Genomic DNA, 14891 nt, shown 5'->3' with positions numbered 1-14891 from the left:
CCGTCACCCCCTCTCGACCCCGTCCAGCGCTTCCGCCTCGGCGATCCGCAGCCGCATCTGCCGGTAGCGGTGGAACTGGTACACCCCGTGCAGCACCGCGAGAACGACCGCGGCCGCCATCCCGCACGCGATCGCGGGGACCTCGTCCGCGCCGCTCTGCGTCAGCGCGAGCGCGACTCCGGCGCCCGCCACGATCGAGTTGACCACCGCGATCGCCGAGGACATCGTGAAGAAGATGCCCCGCCAGCTCTGCCGCCGGCCGATCTCGAGCAGCTCGTTCGGCGCGTGGCGGCCGCGCGGCACCGCGAAGTAGGCACCCGCGCCCGGCAGCAGGGTCCCGTAGTAGCGGCGGATGCGCTGGATGGCCGTCAGCGCGGCGATGTCCTCCATCGAGGTCTGCACCAGCCGCTCGTAGGTGAACACCCCCAGCAGCACGACGACCGGGATGATCACCGCGAGGAACCCCATCGCATACCGGGTCGGGGCGAGGAAGCCGAAGGCCACGAGCGAGCTGGAGAGCATCGTCAGGTAGAGCGAGGCGCGGCTGCTCGACTCCGTCACGGTGATGCCGCGCGCCGACTCCAGCACGAAGTGCTCGGTCAGCAGGGCGTTGAGGAACGCGGCCGGCCGGTCGGGGAGCGACGCGGCGGAGACGGCGGCCTCGGGCAGCGCGGGCGTGCGGGGATGCTCCTCCTCGTCGAGGCGGTCGCCCGGCTCCGGATTCACGGCCGCACCTCTCGCGGGAACCGCACCTCTCGCGGGGCCGCCCCGCGGCGTCCGCTCTTCGAGTCATCCGACTCGCGCACCGGCTCCACCCGCGCGCCTACCGTCGGACGCGACGCCGAGCACCGCCACCGGGGCGCGTGCGCAGACACCGAAGGGCCGTTCATGACAGACACCCGCCACCTCCACTCGAACCAGCGAGACACCCTCGAGCGGCTGCTCGAGGACTCGCCGAGCCACAACGTCCTCTGGGCGGACGTGCTGACGCTGCTCGAGGCCGTCGGCACCGTCCACGAGAAGCACGACGGCGCCTTCTCGGTGACGGTCGGCTCGACGACCGAGACCCTCCACCGGCCGCACCGCAAGGACGTGGACGAGCAGCAGCTCGTCGACCTGCGCCGCCTGCTCCGCGGAGCGGGGTACGGCGCATGAGCGCCGGGACGCCCGCCGACCTCACCGGGTCGGCCGCCGAGCGCCTCCGCCGGCTGGACGCGCTCGACGCGGGTGCGCTGACCGAGGAGTGGCTGCTGCGCCAGCTGCGCCTCGCGCTCGGGGATCTCGCCGCGCTCGAGCCGGCCGCCGAGGCCGAGCAGGAGCGGCGCGAGGACTTCTGATGCGGCGGGCGGCCGTCCGGGGTGCACGCGGCCGGCACCCGGACGGCCGCCGGCCCGCACGCCGCAGCGCCGCCCCGCTCCGCCGCTCATCGCCCGGCCGCCGCGCTGCGGGCGCGCAGCAGCACGCCGGCCGTCGCGGTCGCCGCCAGCACGAGCGCCGCGAACACCGTCAGCACCGTCGTCGCGGTGACGAGGTCGAGCGCCGCTCCCGCCGCCAGCGCGGGCACCGCGAGCCCCGTGTACGCGACCAGGAACACCACCGCCAGGGTCTCGCCCCGGCGGGCGGGATCCGCGAGGGCGACCGCCGTGCCGATCGAGCCCTTGAAGAGCAGCCCCACCCCGAAGCCCGAGACGACGGCCCCGGCGAGGAACACTCCCAGCTGCGGAGCGATCGCTCCGGCCGCGACCGCCGTCAGCCCGACCGCGCAGCCCGCCACCGCGATCGAGAGCTGCAGGCGCATCCCCACCTTCACGAGCAGCAGCTGGCCGAGGGCCGCGGAGGCGAACACGGCGAAGGACGTCGCGCCGGCCAGCAGGTGGTCGCGCACCTGGAAGGTCTGCACCAGGAACGTCGGTGCGAGCGAGGTGAAGAGGCCGAGGACGGAGAAGGCCGAGAACGCTCCGAACGCCGCGAGCAGGAACGCCCGGCGCGTATCCGCCGGCACCGAGAGCCGCTGCGGCCGGTAGGCGGGCGCCGTCTCCGGCACGTCGACCGTCTCGGGCACGAGGAGCAGCGCCAGGCCCGCCACGAGCAGCGCGACCAGGAACACCTGGTGCGGCAGGAGGAGCGGATCGGGCAGGAACTCGGCGAAGACCCCTCCGAGCAGCGGGCCCAGCGAGAGTCCGCCGAGGTTCACCGCGCCCGAGATCGACGCGGCGACGATCGTGTTCTCGTCGGGCCGGGCGCGGGCACGCAGCTCGCCGAGGTGGGCGGTCGCCGTGGCGGTGAGCATCCCGATGCTGACGCCGTTGACGAAGCGGGCGACGATCAGCCCCGGCACCTCCGTCGTCAGCGAGAAGAGCACGGCCGAGACCGCCGAGACGAGCACCGCGATCAGCAGCACTCGGCGGCGGCCGAGCCAGTCGCTGACGTGACCGGCGAGGTACAGGCTCACGATCACTCCGACCGCGTAGGCGGCGAAGACGACGGTGATCACGAACGGTGGGAAGCCGTCGAGCTGCTGGTAGAGCGGGTAGAGCGGAGTCGGCACCGTCGAGTACGCCATCACGAGCAGGAAGGTCGCGGCGACGATCCAGAAGCCGACGCCGTGGCGCACCGTCGGCAGTCGGCGGCTCACGAGGTCTCCTGCAGGTGGCGGTGGGCGAAGGTGACGGCCATCGCGCCCTCGCCGACGGCGGAGGCGACGCGCTTGACCGAGCTGCGGCGCACGTCCCCCGCGGCGAAGGAGCCGGGGACGCTGGTCTCGAGGTAGAACGGCGCCCGCTCGAGCGGCCAGTCGGAAACGGCGTGCTCGCCGGCGAGGTCCGGTCCCGTCACGAGGTAGCCGCCGGAGTCGCGGACGATCGCGGTCTCCGCCGCCCACGTCGTGTCCGGCTCGCCGCCGATGCAGACGAAGAGGTGGGAGGTGGCCAGCGCCCCGTGCGCGCCGGTCGCCGAGTTCTCGACCTCGATCGACTCGAGGGCGTCGGCGCCGTGCAGGCGGGTGACGCGGGAGTCGAGCAGGATCGTCACGTTCGGCTGCCGGACGACGCGCTCCGCGAGGTAGGAGGAGAGGCTGTCGGCCAGATCCGGGCCGCGGACCAGCATGGTCACGTGCCGCGCGTGCGCCGAGAGGTTCATCACGGCCTGCCCGGCCGAGTTGCCGCCTCCGACGACCACGACGTCCTCGCCCTCGCAGAGCGGCGCCTCGCTCGTGCCGGCACCGTAGTAGAGGCCGACGCCGAGCAGCTCGTCCTCGCGCTCGAGGCCGAGCCGGCGCCACTGGATGCCCGTGGCGCAGATGTTGGTGCGGGCGACGACGGTCGTCCCGTCGGCGAGCAGCGCGTGGATCCGGTCGTCGGCGAAGCGCCCGCGGATCCCCTCGCGCATCCGCAGCAGCTCGGCGCCGAACGAGACGGCCTGCTGCCGCGCCCGCTCGGCCAGATCGGCTCCCGCGATCCCGTGCGGGAAGCCGAGGTAGTTCTCGATCAGGCTGCTCGAGCCGGCCTGCCCGCCGATGGCCGAGCGCTCGAGGACCACGACCTTCAGCCCCTCCGAGGCGGCGTACACGGCGGCCGAGAGCCCGGCCGGGCCGGCTCCGTAGATGGAGAGGTCGTACTCCGCGAGCCGCGGCGAGCCCACCCAGCCGAGCCGGGCCGCGACCTCGGCGAGCGTCGGATCGGAGGCGCGGCTGCCGTCCGGGAACACCACGAGGGGGAGCGACGCGGTGGCGAGCGGATGCCCCGCGACGGCGAGGCACTGCTCGTCCGTGTCGATCGGCGTCCACGAGAACGAGACGACGCTGCGCGAGAGGAGGTCGCGGATCTCCCACGCGTCGCGGCTCTCGCGCCGCCCGTAGAGGCGGACCTGCGGGAGGTCCCCGGCCACGGTCACGAGGCCCGCCGCCGCTCGAGCCCGTCGCGGAACTTCATCAGCTTGAGGCAGAGGTGCAGCGTGCTGCGGGCGAGGCCGTCGTCGAGCGCCTCCCGGACCGCCTCGGGCAGGTTGTCGAGGCGGTAGTAGAGCGTGGTGCGGTGGATGTGGAGGAGCCCGCACGCCTCCCGCACGCTGCCGCGCACGTCGAGGTAGGCCTCCACGGTCCGCCGCTGCACCTCGTCGCCCCGCTCGAGCAGCGTCGCCGCGGCCGGCGAGAGCATGGCGAGCTGCGAGCTGTCCGCCCCGATCGAGGCGAGGAGCACCCAGGCCCCCAGCTCGGCGATGTCGGCCCGGCCACGGCCGTCGGGCAGGGAGCCGACGATGGTCGCGGCGAGGGCGGCCCGCTCGGCGGTCGGCAGGAGGTCGTCGTCGCGGACGTCGAAGCGGGCCGAGCCGATCGCGTCGACGGCCGTGCCGCGGCAACGCGCCTCGGCCCGCAGGACGTCGTCCGCCTCCGCGGCGGCCTCGGGCGCCTCCACGCTCACGAAGAACAGCACGCCCTCCTGGTCGCCGAGGAACGTCAGGCCGGAGGCGGCGCTCGCGTCGATCCGCCGCGCCAGCGCCGTCCGCTGCAGGGAGCCGGTCGGGCCGGTCAGCCGCACCGCGCGGACCACGGTCTGGGCGTCCCGGCGCAGCCAGCGGCGCTCGACCGCCTCGGCGAAGGAGGCGCGCCGGGTGCCGCCGTCGCCCGACAGGAGCGCCGCGAGGACGTCCGCGCGCCGGGAGCTGCCGCCCGCCCGCGTCGAGGGGCCGAGGAGGCGGCGGATCGCTCCGACGGCCGCGTCGATGAGCGAGTACTCGGCCGGAGTGAGCGGCGCGGGCCGCTCCCGGGGGAGGAGGAGGGTCGCGAGCCGGCCCCGCGGATCCTGGACGGGGAACACGCCGTCGTGAGGCGCCTCCTCGCGCGCGCGCGTCGCGGCCAGCACCCGGCTCGAGGCGTCCTCGATCGTCACCGGGCGGTCGAGAGCCTGGGCGAGCTCGTCGGCGAGGTCCTGCAGAGTCATCGGCGGGGATCCGTGTGGGGGGCCATGCCGTGATCCTCGCGGAGGGAGCCCTCCCGAAGCGTGGCCCTTCCAGGCCCACCTTCCGCGTCGGATCCGCTGCCGGCCGCGATGAGACGCTCAGCCTCCGCTGCCGGAGCGGTCCCCGGGGAACCCGTCCGCGAGGAGGCGGTCGAGGACGTCCGGCCAGTCGAGCAGGACGCCGATGTGGCCTCGACCGGGCCGGATCGTGAGCTCCGCGGCCGGGTGGAGGCGGCGGATCCGCTCCGCGTGCGCGACCGGGACCACCCTGTCCGCGGCGCCGTGGAGGAGGAGGACCGGCGCCGCCAGGCGCGAGAGGTCGACTCCCCAGGGCATGACGAGAGCGAGGTCGTCGTCGACGCTCCCGCCCTGTTCGAGCTCCGAGGCGCGTCCGGCCTCTGCGCCGAGCGCCGTCAGCGGGCCGTCGAGGGCCGAGTAGTCGTCACCGGTGAACTGCTCCGGATCGAAGCGGGCCGTCTCCTCCCACTCCTCGCGCGCAGCCCGGCCGTCGCGCGCGCTGCGGAGAGCGCCCGGATCCTGCATGCCGTCGAACCACGCTCCGTCGTCACTGAAGGGCGCCGGGCTGCCGAACGTCGCGACGCCCCGGACGCGATCACCTCCGAGAGCCCCGGCGGCCAGTGCGTGCGGGCCGCCGCCGGAGTAGCCCGTCACCACGAAGCGCTCGATCCCGAGCAGGTCGGCGACGCGGAGCACATCGGCGGCCGCGTCCGCGATGCTCCGTCCGGGAGTGCGCATCGAGCCGCCGAAGCCGGGACGGGCGACGGAGACGAGCCGGATGCCGCGCGCCGCAGCGGCGTCGACGTGGGGAGCGAGGAGTGCGCCGGTGTGCGGTGTCCCTCCGCACCAGACGACGACAGCGCGGGGGGCTCGAGTGCCGAGGAAGTCGTGGGCGACGAGCGTGCGCGAGTCGACGCGGAACTCGTGCCGGGACGTAGCGGCGCGTCCGGTCATGGAGGAACGGTAGCCGCAAGTCGAGGGCAGTGCTCGTCGCCCGGCCCGACCGGGATGCGACGTCTCGTCGTAGGGTCGACGGGAGGGTCGGTGGACCCTCGGACGGGAGGGGTCCGCATGTCGATCGACGAGGTGTCCGACGGGATCGAGACCGCCGCCGCGCTGCCGCACGTGCGCTCCGGCTTCTCCGGCGCGACACCGTACGGGATCGCGCAGCGCTTCGCCGCGGGGGAGCTGACGCGGGAGCAGGCCGTCGACGAGCTCGGCCGCTGGCGCTACCGGTCCGGATCGCCGAGCGACGGCTTCGACTGGACGACCCTCGACCCGGGGGAGTTCGAGGAGGTCTGCCGGGCCCTGTCCGATGGTCTGCTCGACGCCGCGATGTACGACGAGATCCTCGACCGGTACAGCGGGCAGGGCTCCTCCGGCGAGAGCGCGGCGTCCGCGGAGGAGAGCGCATGAGCGCCGGCCCCCTGGACCTCGCCTTCACCGCTCCGATCGGCGTCACCGTCAAGGGCGACCTCTGGTCGTGCGTCGAGGTGCCCGGCTCCGTCGAGCTGCTCGGCACAGGGAGGTCGGTGAAGGTGGTCGCCACCGTCGACGGCGAGCCGGTGACGGCGAGCCTGCTGCCGACCGGCGCCGGCGGTCACATGCTGTCGATCAGCGCGAAGCTGCGGAAGACGATCGGCAAGGACCTCGGCGACGTCGTCACCGTCCACCTGACCGAGCGCCTGAGCTGAGCACTGGCGGTTGGCCAGGGCCCGCGTGCGGATGGTCGACTCGACGGATGCGGAATCGAGTCCTGTTCGTCGTCGGGGTCACAGCGATGTTCGTCGCGCTGGTGCTGAGGCTGGTGTGGCCGGCCGGTGAATTCGCCTCCGGCTTCTCGCTCGCCCTGCAGCTGAGCGGCATCCTGCTCCTCCTGGTCTACGGGGTGAAGCACTTCACGGGGCGGCCGCGCCGGAGCTGAGCGGCTCATCCCCATCGGGGGTGTAGGAGTTGGGGTCTGAAGCCGCCGGTCTCGAGCAGGCTTCGGGCGATGTAGTTGGTCAGGTTGCGGAACCCGAGTGCGGAGCCGCGCAGGTGTTCGAGCCGTCCGTTGAGCGCCTCGGTCGGCCCGTTGCTGGTGCCGGGTCGTTCGAAGTAGGCGAGCACCTCAGCGGCTCGCTTCTTCAGGGTCCGGCCCAGGGTGGTGAGCTCGGTGAGCACCTTGGGGACGCCGGCGCTGAGGTCGGTGATCAGCTTCTCCATGAGCTCGCGGCCACGTTGCCCTTCCTCGTGGCGATAGGCGGCGATCATGCGCTGGTAGACACCCCAGGTCGCCTCGACCTCGACGTGAGCGTCATCAACGAACAGCGCGCGTAGCCTGTCGCTCTGCTTGTCGGTGAGCAGGTCCGCGCCGGTGTGCAGACCGAGGCCGTCGAGTCGAGCGAAGGCGGTCAGGTCAGGGCGGCCGAAGCCGGCCGGCGGGGTAGCGTCGGACACGTCGAGGTCTTTCGGATGGATGGCGTAGAAACCTCCGTCGTCGGGAGACCTCGACGTCTCTCTGCGGACCGACGCGCCCGGCCGACCTACACCGTCATCTGAGAAGACCCCTGAAACGTCTTCGCCGACGACGGGGCCGGCGAGGAGGAGGGCGCGGTGAGTTGAAAGAATGGAGCTTGCTCGGCTTCGACGCCGCCGCAAGCTCCGGTGAAACGGTCGGTACTGGTCGGTCGTCGTCGGTCACCACCGGATGGCGGCGTCCTCCACGCTCGGCGTTTGCGCAGGTCAGCGGCTCGTTCGCCCAGTGGGCGCATCAAGCGATAGACGCAAAGCCGACGTGATGAGGTCGTCCGTTCGATTCCGACAGGCGGCTCCGGCGAACCGTTCTGGTGGTCGCGCGATGCGCTGGCCTCACGGCTCTGCCCGACACCGACGTCGCTCTCCTCTGCGACGGACCCCTCGCCGGCTGAGCGCTCGCGGCCGGCATCCTGTCCGTGTGCCGATAGGTCTCGCACCGCTCGGCAACGCAGCGTGGCGTTGCGTCGCGACCTGGCGACGGCTCGGCGGGGCGCGATCGTCTCGTGCGTTGGCGGACTACGGGAGCTTGGACGCGAGGACGTCGGCCGCCAGGATCTCGGGTGCTGCGCCGAGGAGGTGCTGGTTGGCCATCAGGGCTGCGACGATGGCGCCGTTGGCGTGGGCGTCGCGAGCGGCTTCGTCGGGGAATGCATCGAAGATCCAGAAGGTGTCGGCGTGGGTCCTGACCGCGAACCAGACAATCGTTCCTACTTCTTCGTTGGCGAGTGCGACAGCGCCGGCGAGCAGATCGGCGACCGCGTCGTGCTGTCCATCGGCCGCGACGATCTTGGCGACGAAGGCGTACGGAAGTGATGCGGGTGTGGACATGAGGGACTCTCCTTGACGTCGGGGTTCTTCGTGGGACGAGTTCAGCGTATGACGAGCGAGGGCCGGTGGGGAGTGGCGTATACGGCAGTATTGCTATTGTTTACGTCATGCGTATCGGACTGATCGCGATCGACGGCTGCTTCGGTTCGGCTATCGCGTCGATCATCGACATCGTGCGGGTGGCCGACGGAGCCCGCGGCGATGTCGACCCGCGGATCGACCCGATCGAACTCGCCATCCTCGGACCGAAACGGCGAGTGACCACGACGGCATCGATGACCCTGTCGGTGGACCACCCGCTGTCGGAGTCCGGAGAGTTCGACGTGGTCGTCGTCCCTGCGCTTGGAACCCTTACGGCCGCCGCTACCAACGACGTCCTCCAGAGCCGAGATGCTCGTTCGGTCATCGCCTCGCTCGGGCGCCTCGACGAGGCGACCACCCGGATCGCCGCGGCGTGCACCGGCGTGTTCGCTGTCGCCGAGACCGGACGGATGCATCATCGGAGGGCGACGACCAGCTGGTTCCTGGGGCCGGAGTTCCTGAAGCGCTATCCGACCGTCGCCCTCGATCTCGACACCATGGTCGTGGTCGACGGGAACCTCGTCACCGCCGGCGCCGCGTTCGCCCACATCGACCTCGCGCTCTCACTCGTGCGATCGATCAGCCCCGACCTGGCCCAACATGTCGCCAAGCTCCTCATCATCGACGAGCGTCCGTCTCAGGCGGCCTTCGTCGCCTACGAACATCTCCGGCACGAGGACCCGATCGTCGTCGAGTTCGAACGCTTCGTGCGCGCCCGCCTGGACGAACCGTTCAACGTCGCCTTCGTCGCGCAGTCGCTCGGCACCAGCCGGCGCACCCTCGAACGACGAGTCCGTGCGGCGCTCAACCTCACTCCGCTCGGCTTCGTCCAACGGCTTCGCATCGAACGAGCTCGGCACCTCTCAGCAACCACGGACTTCACCTCCGCCGAGATCGCGCTACGGGTCGGCTACGCGAATGCCGAGACTCTGCGCTCCCTCCTGCGCAGGGAGCGACGCCGTTCCTGACCTATCGCCATGCCTGTAGCCGGTGTCCTAGCGCTCGACTGGAACCACCTCTCAGCACGTCGCGCCGACGCTCCTGCGTCGCCCCTGGACGACCCACTCGACACGCCCGCAGCACAGGTCATGTGACGTGTCCCGGCTTCCCGGACGGTCGGGGTTGGGTGGCTGTGATGTCGCTGCGTTCTCGTCGAGGGGGTCAGCAGACTCGATCAGGGTCGACTGGGATGAGACGCGAAGGCGGTCAGGTCAGGGCGGCCGAAGCCGGCCGGCGGGGTAGCGTCGGTCACATCGAGGTCTTTCGGACGGATGGCGTAGGAACCTCCGTCGTCGGGAGACCTCGACGTCTATCTGCGGACCGACGCTCCCGGCCGACCTACACCCTCATCTGGGAAGAGCCAGCTGAGCTCCGGAATCGGAGGAAGACCCGTGGGCGGAGCGGAGGAGCCGGCCTGGGCGGATCCGGAGCCGGAGGTCCACCGGGCGCTCGCGCGGTGGGCGGCGGAGTGCGCGGAGCGCGCCCTCCCCGCGTTCGAGGAGCGGGACCCGGACAATGCCCGGCCCCGGCGCGCGCTCGACGTCCTCCTCGCCTGGGGGCGGGGTGAGGCTCCGATGACCGAGTGCCGCACGGTGGCCTTCACGGCGCACGCCGCAGCCCGCGCCGCGACGCAGGCGGGCGAGCGGGCCGCCACCGCTGCCGCGCGGGCGGCCGGGCAGGCCGCAGCAGTCGCGCACATGGTCGATCACTGCTCGCACGCCGCCGTGTACGCCGCGAAGTCGGTCGGGCTCCGGGGGAGCGACGCCGACCGGGACGCGGAGCGGCGTCAGCAGTGGGAGAGCCTCGACCCCGCGCTGCGCTCACTCGGCTTCCCGAAGGGGCTGTGACGCCCGCCCGGTGGACCTCACCGGGCCGACGCCCGCGCGCTCAGCGGTGCGCGGGTCGGAGCCCCAGCAGCGTGTCGACGATCACGAAGGCCGCGAGGCTCGCACCCAGGAGCGGGAGGAACAGCCCGAGCGCGGTGGCGACGACCAGGACGGACGCGACTCCCCACCACGGCGCGCGCCGGAGAGCTCCCCGGGCCGGCGGGGTGCCGACGAGCCGTCGGGGGCCGCGGGTGGGGCGGCGCTTCCACCACATCAGGTACCCGAGCACGACCATCGTGGCGATGCCGGCCGCGGTGACGAACAGCAGCAGCTGGTTGGGCAGCCCGAACATCGAGCCCATGTGCGTGTCGATGCCCCAGCGGGAGAGCTTGGCGACGAGGCCGAAGTCGGCGAAGTCGACCCGGTCGACGACCTGCATCGTGCTCCCGTCGATCGCGACGCCGTCGACCTCGGTCGGGAAGCTGCGCTGGATCTCCTGCACGACCCAGGCCGAGCCCTCCGCCGCGGGCGGCCGGATCTCGACCAGTCCCGTGTTCACGTTGACCTCGCGGGCGACCGAGAGCACCGAGTCGTAGGCGGCCGGCGAGTAGCCCGCCGTCGACGCGACGGCGTCGCCGGTGGCCGCGCCGTGTCCGGCGTGTCCGGCGTGCTCGTCGGCCACCTCGCCGGTCCGGTCGCCGAGCGTCGTCCCCAGCGAGGGTGTGGTCCAGCCGACAGCGGAGCGGAGGGTCTCGAAGTTCCCGCCTCCGTAGAGCGACCAGGTGATGCCGGTGGTCGAGAGGAACAGGGCGCCGACGAGCAGCCAGACGCCGGTGGAGGCGTGCCAGGAGAACAGGCGCTTGTAGCCGGTGGTCCTCGGCGCGGGGCGCAGCAGGTCCCTCTTCACGCGGGCGCGGCGGAGGCGGATGATCCAGAGGCCCAGGCCGGCGAGGGCGACGACCCCCAGCCAGGAGGCGGCGAGCTCGCTGTAGGAGCGGCCCACGTCCCCGAGGTGCAGCGTCCGGTGCAGGTCGCTGACCCAGGTCCGCAACGGCAGGGCGCCGCTGGTGCCGTAGGCGGTGAGGTCGCCGCGGACGTCGGCGGTGGCCGGGTCGATGAAGACCGCGCGGGTCTCGCTGGCGCCGAGCGACGGGTCCGCGTACATCACCCGGGTGGTGTCGCCGGGGTTCGGCGCGGGGCGGACGGCGACGATGCTCTGCCCGCCTCCGGTGTACGCGTCGGCGGCGTCGATCTGGTCGGCCAGGGGCAGGTAGGTGTCCGCTTCGGGGGCGTGCAGCTCCTGCGCGTAGACGACCTGCTCGAGCTGCGGGGTGAGTGCGTAGAGCGCTCCGCTGGTCGCGGCGACGAGGATGAACGGCCCGACGAACAGGGCGGCGGAGAAGTGCAGGCGGAGCAGCAGCTGTCCGAGCCAGCCTGCGCTGCTTCTGCGCGGTGGGGGCGGGGTGTCGGCGGAGTCGCGGGGTCTCGTGGCGGTGGTGGTCATGCTTCTGGTCCTTCGGTGCTGTGGCGGGTGCCGGTGAGGGTCAGAGGAGGGTGTCGCCGATGTAGCCGCCCTCGACGCAGCCCGGCGGGATCGCGAAGACGGCGGAGCCGATCGGCGTCGTCCACTCGTTGAGCAGGTCCAGCTCGTCCAGTCGCTTCTGGATCGGCACGAACTGCGCGGTGACGTCGGCCTGGTACGCCGCGAAGATCAGCCCGGAGTTCGAGATGTCCTCGCCCGTCGGGGTGTCGTCGTAGTTGTAGGCCCGGCGGTGGAAGCGCTCGGCGGTGTTCTCCGAGCGGGCGCGCCTCATGTGCGAGAACTCCGGGATCACCGGGAAGCCGATGGCCGTCGTCGCCTCGAAGTCGGGCTCGTCGGCCTCCGCCGTCCCGGTGAGGGGCGCGCCGTTCGCGAGGGTCCAGGGAGGAGACGGGTCGGTCAGACGCCGCGGGGACCTCCGGGGAGGTCCTCGCCGCGGCTCGCGTCGATGATCAGGAGGCGGGCTGCAGAGGGGGGCCGCGCCGCAGCGCCGCCTGGGGGAAGACGCCCGAGGCGAGGGGGAGCACGTCGCGCAGCTCGAAGGAGGAGCGTCGCGCGGGTCGAGGAGCGGCCACCGGAGTCGGCAGCACCCGCACCAGGCGGGTCACGAGGTGGCTCGTCGTCGCGGCGACCCTGACGAGGAGGGACTCGCCGCGGTGGAGCGCCGCGGTCGTCGCGACGGCGGCGACGAGGTGCGCCGCCCACATCGAGGAGCCGGTCATCCCGCTGTGCGTCATCGCCGCGCTGACGTCGATCACGGCACCGTGGTGGGCGTGCAGGGTCGGCGCATCGACCGGCCCCGCGAAGGTCCCGATCGTGAAGAGCGTGTGGAACAGGAACTGGCTGACTCCGACCGAGACCGCCAGGCGGACCAGGGAGAGCCTGCGCCCGGCGAGCGCCACGCACACCAGGACCGACAGGACGAGCGGCATCGCGACACCGAGCGGACCCGGGATCTGGCCGCCGCCGGCCACGTGCGAGAACAGCGCGACGAGCGTCGCCACCGTCGCCGCGACGACACCCCGGAGGGTGCGCAGCGGGCGCGACGACGACATCTCCCCAGTGTCGCAGACGCCCCCTTCCCGCGGAGGACCGCTCCCGGGCGAGAGGAGCGGCCGGGCGACTGTTCCTCTCAGCGGGCCGCGGAGGCTCCGGGGCGTCACTTCTCGGGCCGGACCACCAGCCCGACGCCGCCGCCGCGCCGCACCGGTTCGGCGACCGCGGTCATCCGGCCGGAGGGGTCGACCTCGATGGCGGCCACCGCGCCGATCTGCGCGGCCGAGGTGAAGGTGTCGCCCGAGGGGACCAGCTGCTGGCCGAAGGGAGCGAGGTCGTCGGCGTACGCCTCGATGAACTCGGGCTCGGCCGAGGTCGTCGCGCCGTTGCGCTGGGAGGCGCGGGGCGCTGCCACCGCCTCGGGGAGCGTCATGCCGAGGTCGATGCGGTTGACCAGGGTCTGCAGGACAGTCGTGATGATCGTGGATCCGCCCGGCGAGCCGACGACGAACCGCACGTCCCCGCCGTCGAGCACGATCGTCGGCGACATCGACGAGCGCGGGCGCTTGCCCGGCTCGATCCGGTTCGGGTCCCCGTCGACGAAGGTGGGGGAGAAGTCGGTCATCTCGTTGTTGAGGAGGAAGCCGCGGCCGGGGACGGTCATCGCCGAGCCGCCGGTCTGCTCGATCGTGAGCGTGTAGGAGGCGGCGTTGCCCCACTTGTCGACGACCGAGAGGTGGGTGGTGGAGATGTTCTCGGTGTCCGACTCCTCCGCGGCGGGGGCGGTCGCGCATCCGGAGCCGTCGAGAGCGCCGGGCGCGACCGGGCGGACGGAGGCGGTCGCCGGGTCGATCGTGCAGTCCCGCGAGTCCGCGAACTCCTGGCTGAGGAGCGTCTCGGTGGGCACGTCGACGAAGGCCGGGTCGCCGACGTAGGCGCCGCGGTCGGCGAAGGCGCGGGCGGACGCCTCGAGGTAGAGGTGCAGGGCGCTGCCCGTGTCCTCGGCCGCGAGGTCGTGGTTCTCGAGGATGTTGAGGGCCTCGCCGACCGCGATCCCGCCGGAGGAGGAGGGCGCCATCCCGTAGACGTCGAGTCCTCGGTAGGAGACGCGGGTCGGCGCCTGCTCGGCGACCGAGTACGCAGCGAGGTCGGCAGCGGTCATCGTGCCGGCCGGGGCGGGGAGGTCCGACCCCTCGGCGATCCGCGGGTTCTGGACCGTGTCGGCGATCTCGGCGGCCAGCGCGCCCTCGTAGAACGCGTCCGTCCCGTGGACGGCGATGGAGGTCAGCGTCTTCGCGAGGTCGAGGTTGCGGAAGGTGCTGCCCACCTTCGGCGCGTCCCCACCGGGGAGGAAGAGTTCGGCCGTGTCGGGGAACGCCTGGAACCGCTCGAGGTTGTCGAGCGTCTGGTTGCGGAAGGTCTCGTCCACCCGGAAGCCCTTCGCCGCGAGCGCGATCGAGGGCGCCAGCACGACGGGGAGCGGCAGGGTGCCGAAGCGGTCGACCGCGGTGTCCCAGGTCGCCACCGTGCCGGGCACGCCGACCGCGACGCCGGAGGAGACGAGGTCCGGGGTGAACGGGTACGGGGCTCCGGTCGCGGGGTCGAGGAACGCGTCCGAGGTGATGCCGGCCGGCGCTGTCTCGCGTCCGTCGATGGTGCTGACCTCGCCGGAGGCCTTGTCGAAGTAGACGAAGTACCCGCCTCCGCCGATGCCGGCGCTGTACGGCTCGCTCACGCCGAGGGCCGCGGCCGTGGCGACCGCGGCGTCAGCTGCGTTGCCGCCGCGCTTCAGCACCTCCATGCCCACGCGGCTCGCGTTCGCGTCGACGCTCGAGACCGCTCCGCCGTAGCCCACCTGCGTCGAGGGCGAGATGAGGGGTCCGCCGAGGAAGTCGCGGATCTTCTCGGGCGTGAGCCCGCTGTCCTTCAGGTATCCGGAGACGGGCCTGTCGAGGGCGGACGCCGGCGCGGCACCCGCCACTCCCACTGCGACGACCGCGACCAGCGCGATCGCGATCCTGCGGAGCACGGATGTCGTGGCCATGGCGTTCCTCCATCGGAACTCTGTGGTGCGCGGTCGGCGATGCGGGTCCCCCCAACCTAGGGGCGGAGTGGGGGTGCGGGGTAGGG

Annotated in this window: 16 protein-coding genes and 2 pseudogenes; 7 read left to right on the top strand and 11 right to left on the bottom strand. The window is 72.6% G+C overall.

The features are described from left to right. Positions 1–3: 3 nt before the first annotated feature. Positions 4–726, bottom strand: coding sequence for a hypothetical protein (locus C5C46_RS16185; RefSeq protein ID WP_104227440.1), 723 nt, complete (start codon positions 724–726; stop codon positions 4–6). A 162-nt stretch (positions 727–888) separates the two neighbouring features. Here C5C46_RS16185 and C5C46_RS16700 point away from each other — a divergent pair, with 162 nt between their 5' ends. Then, positions 889–1155: a hypothetical protein gene (locus C5C46_RS16700; protein WP_104234134.1), complete on the top strand. Its 267-nt coding sequence runs from the start codon at positions 889–891 to the stop codon at positions 1153–1155. Further along, positions 1152–1337 (top strand): hypothetical protein, encoded by a 186-nt coding sequence (locus C5C46_RS16175; protein WP_104224778.1) that lies wholly within the window; start codon positions 1152–1154, stop codon positions 1335–1337. Before C5C46_RS16700 ends, C5C46_RS16175 begins: the two co-directional genes overlap by 4 nt. 86 nt (positions 1338–1423) lie before the next feature. Here the strand turns inward: C5C46_RS16175 and C5C46_RS16170 are convergent, their stop codons facing one another. From C5C46_RS16170 to C5C46_RS16155, 4 genes are all read right to left on the bottom strand, one after another. Continuing rightward, a complete protein-coding gene (locus C5C46_RS16170; protein WP_258059553.1) occupies positions 1424–2635 on the bottom strand; it encodes an MFS transporter in 1212 nt (403 codons plus the stop codon). Continuing rightward, the gene (locus tag C5C46_RS16165; protein ID WP_181136546.1) at positions 2632–3891 is read right to left on the bottom strand and encodes an NAD(P)/FAD-dependent oxidoreductase; all 1260 of its coding nucleotides are present in this window, start codon (positions 3889–3891) and stop codon (positions 2632–2634) included. Before C5C46_RS16165 ends, C5C46_RS16170 begins: the two co-directional genes overlap by 4 nt. Beyond that, positions 3888–4937, bottom strand: a complete 1050-nt coding sequence (locus C5C46_RS16160; protein WP_104227438.1) for a helix-turn-helix domain-containing protein — start codon at positions 4935–4937, stop codon at positions 3888–3890. Before C5C46_RS16160 ends, C5C46_RS16165 begins: the two co-directional genes overlap by 4 nt. A 117-nt stretch (positions 4938–5054) precedes the next feature. After that, complete coding sequence (locus tag C5C46_RS16155) at positions 5055–5927, bottom strand: alpha/beta fold hydrolase (RefSeq protein WP_104227437.1); 873 nt, start codon at positions 5925–5927, stop codon at positions 5055–5057. A gap of 117 nt (positions 5928–6044) precedes the next feature. Between C5C46_RS16155 and C5C46_RS16150 the strand changes: the two genes are divergently transcribed. Genes C5C46_RS16150 through C5C46_RS16140 form a run of 3 tightly spaced genes read left to right on the top strand, consistent with a single transcriptional unit; the run spans position 6045 to position 6897 of the window. Then, positions 6045–6389, top strand: coding sequence for a hypothetical protein (locus C5C46_RS16150; RefSeq protein WP_104227436.1), 345 nt, complete (start codon positions 6045–6047; stop codon positions 6387–6389). Then, positions 6386–6667 (top strand): DUF1905 domain-containing protein, encoded by a 282-nt coding sequence (locus tag C5C46_RS16145; protein ID WP_104227435.1) that lies wholly within the window; start codon positions 6386–6388, stop codon positions 6665–6667. The genes C5C46_RS16150 and C5C46_RS16145 overlap by 4 nt, the downstream gene beginning before the upstream one ends. Positions 6668–6714: 47 nt before the next feature. Further along, a complete protein-coding gene (locus C5C46_RS16140) occupies positions 6715–6897 on the top strand; it encodes a hypothetical protein (protein ID WP_104224784.1) in 183 nt (60 codons plus the stop codon). A gap of 5 nt (positions 6898–6902) precedes the next feature. Here C5C46_RS16140 and C5C46_RS16135 read toward each other — a convergent pair. Further along, a pseudogene (locus tag C5C46_RS16135) lies at positions 6903–7337 on the bottom strand (transposase); the annotation flags it as partial. A 669-nt stretch (positions 7338–8006) separates the two neighbouring features. After that, positions 8007–8318: a putative quinol monooxygenase gene (locus C5C46_RS16125; RefSeq protein WP_033107114.1), complete on the bottom strand. Its 312-nt coding sequence runs from the start codon at positions 8316–8318 to the stop codon at positions 8007–8009. Between the two features lie 107 nt (positions 8319–8425). Here C5C46_RS16125 and C5C46_RS16120 point away from each other — a divergent pair, with 107 nt between their 5' ends. Beyond that, complete coding sequence (locus tag C5C46_RS16120; protein ID WP_053548963.1) at positions 8426–9367, top strand: GlxA family transcriptional regulator; 942 nt, start codon at positions 8426–8428, stop codon at positions 9365–9367. Between the two features lie 423 nt (positions 9368–9790). Then, positions 9791–10246: a putative immunity protein gene (locus C5C46_RS16115; RefSeq protein WP_104227434.1), complete on the top strand. Its 456-nt coding sequence runs from the start codon at positions 9791–9793 to the stop codon at positions 10244–10246. Between the two features lie 40 nt (positions 10247–10286). Here C5C46_RS16115 and C5C46_RS16110 read toward each other — a convergent pair whose 3' ends face one another. The 4 genes and pseudogenes from C5C46_RS16110 to ggt all read right to left on the bottom strand — a co-directional run bounded on the left by C5C46_RS16110 (position 10287) and on the right by ggt (position 14805). Further along, the gene (locus tag C5C46_RS16110; protein WP_104227433.1) at positions 10287–11729 is read right to left on the bottom strand and encodes a PepSY domain-containing protein; all 1443 of its coding nucleotides are present in this window, start codon (positions 11727–11729) and stop codon (positions 10287–10289) included. A gap of 40 nt (positions 11730–11769) precedes the next feature. Further along, positions 11770–12141 (bottom strand): annotated as a pseudogene (locus C5C46_RS16105) (Dyp-type peroxidase); the annotation flags it as partial. Between the two features lie 76 nt (positions 12142–12217). Continuing rightward, positions 12218–12820 (bottom strand): hypothetical protein, encoded by a 603-nt coding sequence (locus tag C5C46_RS16100; RefSeq protein ID WP_104227432.1) that lies wholly within the window; start codon positions 12818–12820, stop codon positions 12218–12220. A gap of 104 nt (positions 12821–12924) precedes the next feature. Then, a complete protein-coding gene (ggt, locus tag C5C46_RS16095) occupies positions 12925–14805 on the bottom strand; it encodes a gamma-glutamyltransferase (RefSeq protein ID WP_104227431.1) in 1881 nt (626 codons plus the stop codon). Positions 14806–14891: the final 86 nt, after the last annotated feature.

The sequence above is a fragment of the Rathayibacter sp. AY1E6 genome (assembly GCF_002931115.1).
GTDB lineage: Bacteria > Actinomycetota > Actinomycetes > Actinomycetales > Microbacteriaceae > Rathayibacter.
The sequence above is the reverse complement of the archived record's forward strand: the minus strand, read 5'-3'. Positions and strand labels throughout refer to the sequence as shown.